Genomic DNA, 13,930 nt, shown 5'->3' with positions numbered 1-13,930 from the left:
TTTATTTTTATTGTCCCCAGCCGGGATTGTTAGGTTTAAGATTTGGATTCAGTTCCATTTGTGTCGTTGAAATGGGCCACCAGTAGTCACGGGCCGCGTCAAACGTCCGTGTTATGATCGGCGTGCCATCATGTTTACGGATCGTACCGCTAAGCACATTTTCGGCTGTACGCCAACGCCGCACGTCGTTGTAATAGTATCCTTCGCCGGCAAACTCTATGCGGCGTTCGTACCGTATAAGCTCCCGTAGTTTCGACGGATCGCCACCCGGATAGTCCAACGCGCTCTGCAGCGAGAAGCCCGCCCGCTGACGTATAGAACGCACCGTCATGTTCCATACATCCTCTGAAAGCTCGCCCAGTTCGTTTTTCGCTTCCGCATACATCATCAATATATCCGCGTAACGCAGCACCATATAGTTGATCTCCGACATGTTGTCTCCGATCTGTATCTGGGCCGTCGTCGCCGCTCCCGCGTCGTATATACTATATTTTTTAAAGGCGAAGCCCGTTTGCACAACCTTAAAATTGGTATTATTACCGTCATTGCGGACAATTTCTCCTAAAAATGTGGATCCTGGATAAACGATGGTCTGCTTGAAACGTGGATCGCGGTTCTCGTAGGTATCCGATTCACCGTATGCAGACTCGTCTTGCTGCTTTCCGTCCACCATAACGTAGCTTTGCACCAGATCGAGCAACGGTGCGGCATTGCCATACTGCCGGATCGTCACATCGAAACTGCTGCCGCGATTAGGTTCGTTGATAAACTGGATATCAAAGATAGATTCCGAACTGTTTTCGGCAGCGGCGGAGAATAAGGTGCGGTAGTTAGGATATAAGCTGTAGACACCAAGATCGATGACACTCTTCGCCGCATCAGCCGCCTGCCGCCATTTTTCGCGGTCGGCGTCCGCATTGAAAAGTGGGCTGGCCTCGAATAGAAGGACTTTTGCTTTCAACGAGAGCGCTGCCCCCCGCGTAGGTCTTCCAAAATCGGCTTGATCTAGATAACGTATTGGCAAAGCCGGGGCTATCTCATCGAGCTCACGGACAATAAACTGGGCTACTTCCTCCCGTTTTGTACGCGGAAGGGAGCCCTGCGCAATGTCGGCCTCGGCCGTAATCAAGGGCACGTCTCCATAGTAGCTGATCAGCAGATGGTAAAAGAGCGCCCGCAGAAAGCGTGCCTCTGCCTTCATCTGCGCGATCTGCAACACCGTGAGATCCAGGTTACCGTCAATATTGTCAAGTAGCGCATTACATCGACCTATGCCGGTGTACGCTGCAGACCACCTTCCGTTCACAAGTGCAATGTCTGTCGTATGCGTGCCCAATGCCACATTATTCCATCCAAGCCTATTATCGTAGTTGTAGGCGTTTGGCGATGCCGATTCTTCCCAGAGTACCGAGGCATTGCCATACAGATATTGGTTGGAAAGAGCAGAGTAACAGCCCACCAGTCCGGCTTGGGCCGTCTTAGCTCCCAGCCAGAAACTTTCTTGGTCGTACCTGTCGGTAGGCGCTACGGTCAGGTCGCAGGAGCCCAAGAAAGACGCCGTCGCAACCAGGAGTAAAAGCTTTCCTATTTTGTTCTTTTTCATGATCTTGTTAAAAATTTAGATTGATTCCCGCACTGTAGGTCTTTAAATTAGGATACTCGTAAAGATCTCCCTTGGTCGTCGTCAGCTCTGGATCCCACAGCTTGAACTTGCTGAACGTCAACAGATTTTGACCACTAAGGTAAATCGATAATTTGCGTACACCTAAACGTGACATCCAGCTGTCCGGAACCTGGTAGGCCAGGGTGATGTTTTTCATCCGCAGATACGATGCATCGTGCAGCCAAAACGTAGAATTGATAAAGTTCTCGCCCGCGTCGGTATAGGTCGTCAGGAGCGGCAGTTCTGAATTCGGGTTGCTGGGCGTCCAAGAATCCCTCGCCCATTCGTATGTCACGTTGGCTCCATTGTTGAAAGGAAAGGCGACATTACCCGTCGGATAAACATCGACATCCGCAACACCCTGGAACTGGCTTTCCAACGTTAGACTTTTATATCCTACACGTAATCCGAATCCGTACGTCCAGGTCGGAATGGAGCTCCCCGTAATAATCTTATCAGCATCATCAATGTAGTTATCACCATTATGATTTGCGTACTTTATATACCCCGGTTTCAATTTAGACCGCGTTCCGTACACGGCTGTCGCCTCATCAATTTCCTGCTGCGACTGGTAATAGCCTGTCGCTTCGTACAGGAAGTACGAGTTGATCCCATAACCTTCTTTAATAATATGCCGCCCGGAGATTACCTGCTGCCCGCCTATATCGATGACCTTGTTTTTGACATAGGATACCGACCCATTAAGCGAATACGAAAGATCGCCTTTTCTATCCGTAAATGACGACCCTACCTCCCAGCCTTTGTTGTCCACCTTCCCGAGGTTTACAGTCGGCCCTGTCAGCCCACCCACCTGGCTTGCGATATTAATAGCCCGGAGGATATCAAAAGTCCGTTTATAAAAATAATCGGCCGTAATACTCCATTTGTTCCAGAGGCTCATATCCACACCGGCATTATACGATAATGTCGACTCCCAACGGATATTCCGGTCTGTCAGAGCTGCCGTTGCGGCACCGCCGACTGTTGTCCCACCAAAACTATAGTTATAACTCGGGTTTATGTTGAAGGTACTATTGTAAACGCCGATACCCACGGCCTGGTTGCCCAGCTTACCCACCGATGCTCTCAGCTTTAAAAAGTTGATGGATTCGGATTGGAAAAAGGACTCTTTGTTAACCGTCCAACCCACCGATGCCGATGGAAAGAACGACCACTGGTTGCCCGGCGCAAACCTAGAAGAACCATCATAGCGTAGGCTTCCTTCTAGGGTGTACTTGCCTTGATAATCGTATGCTAATCGGCCGTAAACCGACGCAAGCTTGCTGACAGCGGATCCACCCGTCGCCTGTGCATTCGTTTGGTCCGATAGCGCATTAAGCTCCCATAACGTATTGTCGTAAAAACCCCAGTTATAAGCCTGAAAGTGACGTCCGTCGTTGATCTGATAATCTTGCCCGGCCATCACGTGCACATTATGCCCGTCCCATTGGTTCTCGAAAACCAGCCGGTGCGACAAGGTAAACTGCTTGTCCAAGGAATCCCAATCTTTTACACGGGGCGCAGAACCATTGAAGTTACGCATATCGCCGGTCTTAGGATCCACCGTATACATCTGCGGAATAAAGTCTTTACTAAAATGATCAATACGCCTGTAGCCGAGTGTATTATGATAGGTAATGCCCAATGGAAGTTTATATTCGAGCGAGAGGTTGGTCAACGTTTCCTGATAATCCCGGAGGGTGAACCCCTGCTCCACTTCCATACGTGGGTTTTCGATATTGTTACGCCCCGGGGTATAGAGCCAGGTAGAACCATACACGTTGCCCCTCCTATAGTCCGACATGATGGGCAAGCCGCGCATGATCACGCTCATTACCGTGCTCGTACCATAGCCCACCTCATTAAATTCCCTAAGGTTTCCGATAAAACCGGCATTCAGTTTCAGACGGGGCGTCGCCTGTGCCGATACTTTGATATCAAAGGAGTATCGTTTGGCATCGTCGTTGGCGATGAAAATCCCTTTCTGGTCCATATATCCTGCTCCGGCAGTGAAATTGATCTGCTCGCTTCCTCCCGTCACGCGCGCATTATACTGTTGCAGCATACCGCGGTCCAGGGCGATGTCGAACCAGTTGGACGCCGGATAAACGGACGGATCTGTCCCGAGTCCCGCACGGTATTCATCGATCTGCGCTTGGGAGTATGAAAGCGCCGTCTTTCCCGAATTAGCTTCCGCGCGGTTACGCATCTGCATATACAATATTGGGTCGTCCACCACGTCAGGAAGGAAGCTCGCTTCCTGGATACCTGTATGCGCTCTAAAATCGATCTTCGTCTTTCCGGCAGCGCCCTTTTTGGAGGTGACAAGGATTACCCCATTGGAAGAACGCGAGCCATAGATCGCCGCGGCAGCGTCTTTCAGCACGGTAATGCTTTCGATATCGGCGGGATCAATCTCGTTGAGCGAATATTCAATGCCATCAAGAAGCACGAGCGGGTTAGCATTATTCAACGTGTTTACTCCCCGTATGCGAATGGTTGCCCCGTCTCTTCCTGGTTTGGCGCCCGCCTGATTAATCCAGACACCGCTCGTCCCGTACAAAGCCTGCGATGAGTGCGTAATAGTCTGTTTTTCCTTGTCTTCCATCTTCACCACGGATACGGCGCCGTTCACCTGATCGCGTCGCACAGATCGATAACCGACGACGACAACCTCCTCGAGTTCGCTGTTCGACGGGGTAAGTGTGATTGCTTGACCGGCTTCATCTGTAAGTGTCTGGGTGAGCGTGTTATATCCCACCATATGGAAGGACACTTCCATCGGGGCGTCTCCGCTAAGGCTAAAGGCACCGTTCTCGTCTGTCGATGTCGAAGCTCCTCCATCCGTTGCGCGGACGGTTACGCCTTTTAAAGGTTGACCCTGGCTGTCCAGAACCCTACCTTGAAGCACCTGCTGATTTACTGTTTGTCCGGCCGGATTTTTCCGCTGTGAAATCACGATGGCATCCTCTCTCCTTTCATAATGGAGGCCCAGCGGCGGCAGCACGCTATCAAGGATCGCTATCACCGTGCCTTGCGGAATCCGTATGGACACGTTTTTATCCTCTACATGCTTCCTGTTGTAAAAGAAGTTGTAGCCACTCTGCTCCTCCATCCGCTCAAGCAGGTCGCTAAGCGCATAGTTCTTTTTCTGCAGGTTGATCTCTTGCGCCATCGTTTGCCCTCCCAGCTGTAACACTGCAGCGAGCAGGCATGACGCTGCCAGCCTGTAGCCATTCCTCGCTTGGATGTACAACAGGCGGCGAAATGAAAATCGTCGTCTCATTTTGAGTTAATAAAAGTTTATGAAGTTTGATACAGGTTTATATACCCTTGAATATGGAAATTTTACGCTGCTGAACATGAAATTCGACCGTACCGGTCAGCTCGAGAAGCCCTAGAACCTCCTGCAGACTCTGCCGTCGGGAGGCCACACCGGTGAATACTTCCTGCTGAAGCTTGTCCTGGAATACAAACTCGACGTTGTACCATCGCTCAAGCTCCTCCACAATGTCGGAGAGCGGCCGGTCATTGAAAACAAAGGTACCCTGTGTCCAATCGGTCTCCCTCGTATCGGCAAGTGCGGTAAGCGTGGGAGCCTTCTCCTTTTCGGCTACTAGGCGCTGCCGCGGCAGGAGTTTTGTTTTCTTATCAGGCTGCTTTGTATCCGCGACTTCCAGGCTGCCGGTGTACAGCGTTGTCGTGTATTTATTCTTACTACTGTAGGCCTGAATGTTAAAGGTGGTCCCTAACACACGGGCTACATGGTTTCCGGAATGCACTTCAAACGGCCAGTTTGCTGCTGTTCCTTTTTGCACGTCAAAATACGCTTCTCCGTCAAGCTCCACCTTTCGCCGTTCGGCAGAAAAGACGAGCGGAAAGCCGATTTTAGACCCTGCATTGAGATTCACGTGTGTCCCGTCAGCAAACCGAACGCTGTAGGTGGCGCCCATGGGCGTGGCCAAGACAACGGTTTCTCCTGCCGGCAGCTGCGGCAGGCCGACGCTTTCGCCACTGGCGTAAAATATTCTTCCGTCTTCCAGCACAATCTCCTGCTGGCCGGCAGCAAGAGGTAAGGCCGTACCGTCGGCTAACATCAGGCTGGCGGAAGGCTTCGCCGGAAGGATGGCTGCAGCGACGGCGGTGTTGCTGTCTGTTGTCCCTTCCTTCCATTGCTGGATACCCACACCTACTCCGAAGCAGACAACGATGGCCGCTGCCCAGCGCAGAATGTGCTTTGGCCACAAACTCGCTATCCGCCTGCGTGACTGCTGCGGAAAATCGGACGCCATCCGCTTGTCGTTGACAATAAGCTGAAAAACTTGCTCTTTATCCAAGTTACCTCTACCAGACGTTTCTCCTGCCATGAGATCGTCAAGCACCGCCGATAGTTCACTGTCTGTTTGCTGTGTAAGATAGGCTGATAGTTCCTGAAGCTCCGCAGCGTCTAACTGCTGCTGGCCGTACCGGATGATCAGATCTGCTATTCGTTCTTTTTGATCCATACTTGTTTTGTTACCCTTAATACGAATGGAAGAAAAAAAAGGACTAGTCAGAAAAGAAAAAATATAAAAAAAATAGTCGTCCGGTATTTAAGGACTTTCATAGCCTTTACAAGGTGGTTTTTCACCGTATTCTTGGAGATGTTCATCTTGTCGGCTATCTCTTGATAGCTGAGTTCATGAAGCTTGGCCAACATCAATACCTGCCGCTGTTGCTCAGGCAGTACATCCAACAGGCGGGACAGCTTTTCGTGCTCCTCACGTTGTATCAGTGCCTGTTCGGCGCTAGGTTCATAAGATTCCTCGGCCTTAAGTTCGTCCATGGCAAGCGTAAGTTTGACCTGACGGCGGAGGATGTCGATGGATTTTCGCTTGGCTATAGTGCTGATCCAGGCTAGAAAGTCTTTGGCTGGGTCTATCGTTTCTCTTTTTAGCCACACCTGCACAAATGTGTCCTGCACGACCTCCTGAACCAATATATCGTCGTGCAAAAATGTCTGTAGCCGTCGCGTCAAAACTTCGAAGTAGCGGTCATACAAGACACGAAAGGCATCCAAGTCGCCTTCTTTTAGCAAGCTGATTGTATGATTAAGTGTGCCTAGGTCGTTTGCATTCATGTTTGAGAAACTGCCGCAATAATAAGTTATTGGTATAAAGTTAAGATTATCCTAATATAAAACAACCATTAATTTAAAAGTAGGTAAAAACGGCTAGGGTACCGTCTGTAACTACCGCAGGGAAAACTAAGCATTAGTCACCTTCGCACGTATTCATGAATGCTGTCGGACTCTTCCCTATCTCCTTTTTAAATACCTTGGCGAAATACTGACTGTCCTGAAATCCCACGCGAAAGGCAACTTCAGAAACCCGGAGATCCGTCTGCGTCAAAAGCTGACAAGCATATTTCATTCTGTAGTTTTTGATGTATTCCGAAGGAGACAACCCCGTCAGGGATTTGATCTTCCGAAACAGGTGCACTCTACTCAGGCCAACCTCGGTACCTAGCCATTCCACACTCAGATCGGTATTTTCCAGATTTTCCGAAATGATCGTGTTAACCCGGTCTAAAAGCTTCCGATCATGATCGTTGCCGGTAACATCCGCGGGATTAGGCAGGTAAGATGCTGTACGATAACGCGCATGAATCCGTTTTTGATTATCAATTATATTCTTTATTCTTAGCTTCAACTCCATTATATGAAAGGGCTTCGGGAGGTATTCGTCCGCTCCATGTCCAAGTCCTTCCATCTTTGCCGCGTGTGTGTCCATCGCTGTTAAAAGAATCAGGGGAATATGACAGATTTCCGGTTTACTCTTGATACTGGCACATAATTCGTATCCATTCAAGCCAGGCATTAGCAGATCGCTAATGATCAGATCGGGCACCAGTTCCTCTGCCTTTTGAAGGCCTTGCAGGCCGTCATAGGCCGTCAAGACCGTATATGTCGTTTTGAGCTGTGCTTCCAGATAGTGCACTATTACGGCATTATCGTCCACCAATAATATTGTCCCCATATCAGGCTTCGCGCCGTTGCCGGTTCCCTCCCTATGTACCACGACTTCGACAGGCTCGTTCCAAGTTAATTTATCCGATGGCAGCTTTTGGTCTTCCTCCCGTAGTGCGGCCGTGTCCAACATCTCGCAGGGTATGGTCAACATGAACGATGTGCCCCGCGCGACCTCGCTATGCACCGTTATACGGCCATCCATCATCTCCAGCAACGATCTGGACAACGACAGGCCTATTCCTACGCCATGGCCGGGGCTTCCCTTCGTATAGAAGCGATCAAAAATATGCGGCAAATCCTGTTCATCGATACCGACACCGGTATCCCAGACTTTCAAGGCCAGCACGTTGTCCGTAAAAGAAGCACTGATCCCGATTTCTCCCTTAGGAGGTGTAAATTTAAAGGCATTTTGCAGCAGGTTGAAAATGATTTTTTCGATCTTATCCTTATCGAGCAGTAGTATCACCTCATCAAGTGCTTCAAGATCGACCAATAGCTGAATATTCTGCTTCTCGGCCATCGGCCAGAAACTCATCAATATTTCCTCCAGATGCTTTCTCAGCGGCACCAGCTCCTTATTGATGGCATACTGTCCGGTATCAATTTCACGGATCTGCATAATCTGTTCTGTCAGCAACCGTAACCGTTGCACGTTAAAGTGCATAATTTCCAACCGGTTTTTCTTCCACATGGACTGTTCTCCCGAGGCTACCAGCTCTTCAAGCGGAGCCAATATTAACGAAAGAGGTGTACGGAATTCATGCGACACGTCCATGAAATAACTCAGTTTTACGTCGTGAATTTCCTTCCATTTCTCTTTTTCCAGTTGTTCGATACGGTAGGAATGCTTCAGTCTCAAACTTTGCAGATAACGACTCCAAAAAAGCGCTGCGATCAGCCCTACAGACAGTAGGTAAAGACATTTCGCCCACCAGCTCAACCATGGCGGATCCAGTACCTCTATCGACATCTGAGCTTCTCCTATGGAAGAATGAGCGCCGGTCGAACGGACTTTGAGTGTATAGTCGCCCGCTTTGAGGTTTGTAAATGCCACCTGGTTCCCGTTTAGTCGGATCCACTCCTCGTGAATCCCCTCCAGCTTATAGTAAAACGAATGTCTGTTCGCCGACGAATAACCAAAATCCGAAAACTCCAGTTCGAAATCAGTATGACGATGGCTCAGTTGAATAGCCTGCGTACATTGTAGACTTGTCTGCAGTACCCTCGTGCTATCACCGGGTTCTACCCGATGGTTCCCAATTCGCAAAGCAGTAAACCGCACGGGCCGGTTTCGTGCAGATAAGCGATGCGGCGTAGTCATATCCATCTGTAACCACCCCTCACTTCCGCCGAGCAGCAAGCTATTGGAAATGTCCTGCGCAAAAGCACCTTCATTTATTTCCTCGAGGAGCATGCCCTCCTCGTAACCAAATGGCCGCAGCCGGTCGTTCTTGTCCAGCCGGCTAACACCATGTAAAGACACAAACCATTTCTCGGCCGATCGATCTACGATCGTACCGTACACGAGATTGTCCAGCATGCCGTTGCCCGCGTGGAAATGTTTACAGTCGCCCGACCGCGGATTCCAGCCCAACACCCCTTGGCCATTGCTTGACAGCCATAGGGTACCATCCACTTCCTCTAGCACATGGTTAATCTGGTCTACTCTAAGCTCGGCCGTACCCGTTCTAAACCTATTTTTATGACTAATTGCTCCCGTCCTGCTGTTGTATATCACTAAGCCGTGGCCATACGTCGCCAAAAAAATCTGATCGTCTTTTCCGATGAACACATGCTTAACGGCCCGATGATTCAATAACTCCTGTAGCTGTTTGTCGCCTTCAAACGGGACAAAACCCTTTGTTGCCAGGTCAAAACGATGCAGCCCACCAGCCCCATCTGTTCCAATCCATAACCCACCGCTATCCCCCGCTATCGAATTTATAATTAGCCCTTTATTGCGGTTCACGAGGATAGATTCCGGTAGCCCATATTTTTTAAAGGTTCCCGTGGTCGCAGAAAAGCTGTACAGACCTTTTCCAAATACGCCAAGCCATACCTGTGCTTTTACATCTTCGTATATCGCTTTTATAGCGCCCCTTTCGGGCAATTCATGACGGGTATTACCGTCAGCTGTAGCATGATATAACACGCCATCCTCTGTTCCGATCAGCACGGCATCCGGTGTCGATGCCAATAAAGCAGAAACACTAGTGGAAGAGGTCTTGCTGCCGGCGCCATACAGTCGGCTGAGCAGAAAACGGCGATCACCTCGCCGATATAATTTGATACCATCCGCATAGGTCCCTACCCAGATATTGCCAAGGTGGTCCAAACGTATAGCACGTATACTTTCCTGATCCTGAGCGGTACCGTCTATGAAGCGTCCTAAAGCCACCTTTGTCGGAATCCGCTTGCCGGCCAGACAATAAAGGCCTTCAAAGGTGCCTACCCAAAGCCTTTGCTGCTGGTCCAGCATCAGGTCGCGAATAAGATCAGCGTGTAATCTATTCCGTTCGTCCGCAGCCTGGGTATGCCATTGCCGAATAATTTCGCCACTCTTCTCCAGTAAAAATAGCCCCGAACCATAGGTTGCCGCCCAAATAACAGAATCGGTGACCACCAACGATTCAATACGCGATGGGAACAGCTTCCTATCCCGTTCACTCGTTATGGAACGTCCCTGTCGCGTTGTTCGGTTATACGTAAACAGTCCGAACTTCGAAGTTCCAATCCACAGCGTTCCCGTACGATCTTCGGCGATGGCACTTACCGTCCCGTGCGCTAAGTGATACATACCGTCCGCTACAAAACTATGTTTGGTCAGCAAGCCGGAGAGGCGGTCCCACTCGAACAGACCATAACGGCATCCCATCCATACACGTCCGTCGCGTCCCACAAAGACCTCATGGATCGAAGAAGATTCATAGATGCCCGGCGCTAACGTATAGGTGGTGAATTTGTCATGATTGCGATGATAGCAACTTAGACCCTTGTCCGTTGCTATCCATATATTGCCTTCGTTGTCTCCGGAAATCGAAAAAATAGTATTGCCCCCGATGCTCGTAGGATCGCCCGTTTGATGTCGATACACGACAAACTCATAACCATCATAGCGGCACAACCCGTCGCGTGTGCCAAACCACATAAAACCAAATCCGTCCTGATAGACGCTTAATACAGAACGTTGCGGCAATCCGTCTTTATGCGATATCGTCTCAAAATTAAGATCCTGCGCGTAAGAGCAAGAAAAATAGAAACTCTTTATAAGAATGAAGACGCAGAGAAAACATTTATTTCGAAATAGACAGCTCATCATAGTAAGCAGGATAATAATGACGCCACAAGCGTGTTACAAAATTGTAAACAATAAATTAACCTACTATTACCGTTATATTATGCTATCGTGATTTTTTCAGTTATCTTCTACCACGGGCTTGCCATCCCGCTTCACAATGCGAAAAACATCCTGTACCTGGCCGTCCAACGCATATGTTTTAAAGACGATGGCTTCATCAGACATCTCGACCAGCTGATAGGTCTGTACGTTACCCATCTTTACCTCCATCCAAGGATGATTCCCCACCGCATATGCCTTTCTTCCTGCAACAGAAATCACATAAGTCGGTCCTATACGATTACCTTCCGAATTAGGGATTCGACCTCTGGCATACACATGGTCGTGCCCTTGCAACACGAGGTCAACGTTGTATTTGTCGAATAGTGGTTTCCAATGCGTCATGACGCCGTCATTGATTCTTCCTTCCGTGGCCGAAACGACCGGATGATGGCAAACCACGATAGCCCATTTCTTTGTATTGTTCTTTAGCACCTGCTCCAACCACTGCCCCTGCAGATCCAGTGCATCATTGGAATCCATGAAGACGAAACGGCAATTTTTGATATCGATAAAATAAGCGCCGTTAGGCAAGGACGACGGACCATTAGGTGGATATCGAAACTGATGCGGCCAGCTCGGCGTGCTATATTGCTTCACGCCCTTTTCGTCCTTTACATACTCATGGTTACCACGTACGGCGAGCTGCGGCTTCGCGGCAAGCATAAAATCGCCCGCACGGAACCATTCTGCCCATTCATATTCGTTTTGCGAATGATTGATCAAATCGCCCACGTGTATCACAAAATCAGCCGCTGGTGCTGCAGCATATGCCTTTCTAAATACACGGGACCAGAGCGGGCGAATGTCGTTTTGCGCATCGCCCATGTAAATAAACTGAAACGCATCCTCGTCTGTTGGCATCGAAAAGTCGATCCATTCGCTCCACATATCCCCTTCGCCTACCCGGTACACATAATGTTGTCCGGACTTAAGCGCGCGGAGCGTAGCCGTGTGGTAGTATACCGTATCACCGGCGTATGTCACAAACTGTTCACTCAAGGCATCCATGCGGTTGGCCTCCCGATAGAAATCAACCTGCTTTACTTTGTCCGACCATTCCAGTGTTCCGGTCGGCGTGGCTTTGCTCGTCCGCCAGGTGATTGTTCTGCTCTGTGCAAGCGAATCCGTGATTGACATCAAGATCCGATCCGGCATTTCACCAGCCTTGTAGCGTATTAACGGCCGGTCTGGAGGTAATTGTTTTTCATGGGGTTGGGCATAGCAGCTTCCCCCCATGAAAAATAAATATATAACAAAAAATAATCTATACATTCTATTGATGGATATTCCCCTCATAATCTCGGACCCAGCCCTTCGTCCAATCTGCAGCTGCCTCGCTTACAGCGCCTACATAATTTGCTTCCGAGAAGAACGCATGTATAGAAGCAGGATTAAACGCACTGTTCTTGACTGTCTGTGGTATATAGCTTGTCGTGCCGATGCCATCGATCGTTGCCAGAATCGGTTCATCCTCATCATTATCTTCGAAACCTGTAACATTATTGAAAAACGGATTCTGGAAAACATTCTCCGCATCCAAGTATCCCCGGAAAGGATTACCGTTCTCGGTATCATCACGGTAAGGATCGCGAGGCACATTGAAAATATACGAATAGGCAAAAACGGTGGACCCTTGTAGATCCGTCACGGTAACCTTATCGTTGAGACGCAAGCCGCGTCTGGGAAAGTCTGCTACTATGCTGTTATACACCTTTCCGCTGCTATTCGCACGCAAACGCATACCATGCGTATCATCAACATCTTCTCCGGGACCGACTACCGTAACATTCGAGATAACTGGCGACGCCGTTTCCCGGATCGTGAACGCCTCCACCTCATCGTAAAAGCTGGTGGTCTGTGAAATTGCGAATTGCACATACCCCGCATACGCATCACCAAAGCGAAAACCACCACCTTCACAATTGGTAGCCACAAGATACTTCATGCGCACATCGCCGTCCGTTGGCATAATACCTTCACCAAGCGCCCGGTAAGCTTGTACGTAGTTGATCGTTGTCCCGCTACCTACACCCTGCAAGCGGAAACCACGATCTCCCGCATATTCTACCCGAAGATATTCGACATGGCCACTTGAACTACCATTGCCCTCACCTTTAATATTAAACTGCCCCCAATCACCTGGTTCTGCATCCTGATCGCGCAACAATTTGTCACTGGTCACCACTACTGGAGCAGTCGCCGTACCCGTTACATCCACTCGTGCTCCCTCATCAATGACCACATCATATGTTTCTCCTGTTTCGGTGTTCATGTACAGCTCCACGCCTGCCTCCATCTGCAGCTCCGTTCCGCTCATAAAGTGCACCGAATGGGGCAGCCAATATTTACGGCCGGCTGCTAATTTTACCTTCCCGGTTTCGATAATACCATCCTCTGGAAGCTCGATCTGGTATACAGGAGAGGATCCAATCGTTATCTCATCGTAAAGCGCCACAGATACTTCGAATGCCGATGCATCCGATGTTATGGTGTTCTTTTCATCTGCTATAAAGAAAGCATAGGGGACAACGTCGCCTTCTTCAAGGTCTGCCGGTAAAATATCCTCAAAGGTGTAACTCGTCTGTCCGTCCTGGAGCGGCACGCTACGAAGCGGGGCTTCATCACGGTGGATGACGAGCATCGTTCCGTTTCCTGGGTCAGCAAACGAGAGCGCAACCGATACCGTGGTCCCTGGTTTTGCTATTGTACTTGCTTGCGCAACCTCTATCGCGTTTCCTTCAATGTTTGCCGGAATAGTATCGTCGTCTTTCGAGCAGGAGGCAAAGGTCCAGATCATGCCGGCCAATACAACGGCGAATACGCCGTTTCTTTTTGTCATTTTCATATTACTTAAGTT

General features: G+C 49.4%; 7 protein-coding genes. All 7 read right to left on the bottom strand.

All coding sequences use genetic code 11. The features are described 5' to 3' along the window. Positions 1–7: 7 nt before the first annotated feature. Positions 8–1,603 carry a RagB/SusD family nutrient uptake outer membrane protein gene (locus C5745_RS18080; protein ID WP_105718421.1) on the bottom strand — a complete coding sequence of 532 codons (1,596 nt, stop codon included), beginning with the start codon at positions 1,601–1,603 and terminating at the stop codon, positions 8–10. Positions 1,604–1,610: 7 nt separating this feature from the next. Further along, positions 1,611–4,949, bottom strand: coding sequence for a TonB-dependent receptor (locus tag C5745_RS18075; protein ID WP_105718420.1), 3,339 nt, complete (start codon positions 4,947–4,949; stop codon positions 1,611–1,613). A gap of 37 nt (positions 4,950–4,986) precedes the next feature. Further along, on the bottom strand, positions 4,987–6,168 hold the full coding sequence (locus tag C5745_RS18070) for a FecR family protein (protein ID WP_105718419.1): 1,182 nt from the start codon (positions 6,166–6,168) through the stop codon (positions 4,987–4,989). Positions 6,169–6,215: 47 nt separating this feature from the next. Then, the gene (locus C5745_RS18065) at positions 6,216–6,782 is read right to left on the bottom strand and encodes an RNA polymerase sigma factor (protein WP_105718418.1); all 567 of its coding nucleotides are present in this window, start codon (positions 6,780–6,782) and stop codon (positions 6,216–6,218) included. A 133-nt stretch (positions 6,783–6,915) separates the two neighbouring features. Beyond that, positions 6,916–10,992 (bottom strand): hybrid sensor histidine kinase/response regulator transcription factor, encoded by a 4,077-nt coding sequence (locus tag C5745_RS18060; protein ID WP_105718417.1) that lies wholly within the window; start codon positions 10,990–10,992, stop codon positions 6,916–6,918. A gap of 96 nt (positions 10,993–11,088) precedes the next feature. Then, entirely contained in the window at positions 11,089–12,309 is a 1,221-nt protein-coding gene (locus tag C5745_RS18055) for a purple acid phosphatase family protein (RefSeq protein ID WP_165793136.1), read from the bottom strand. A gap of 37 nt (positions 12,310–12,346) precedes the next feature. Beyond that, on the bottom strand, positions 12,347–13,918 hold the full coding sequence (locus C5745_RS18050) for a hypothetical protein (protein ID WP_105718415.1): 1,572 nt from the start codon (positions 13,916–13,918) through the stop codon (positions 12,347–12,349). Positions 13,919–13,930 lie beyond the last annotated feature (12 nt).

The organism is Sphingobacterium haloxyli, from assembly GCF_002980525.1.
Taxonomy (GTDB): Bacteria; Bacteroidota; Bacteroidia; order Sphingobacteriales; family Sphingobacteriaceae; genus Sphingobacterium; species Sphingobacterium haloxyli.
The sequence above is the reverse complement of the archived record's forward strand: the minus strand, read 5'-3'. Positions and strand labels throughout refer to the sequence as shown.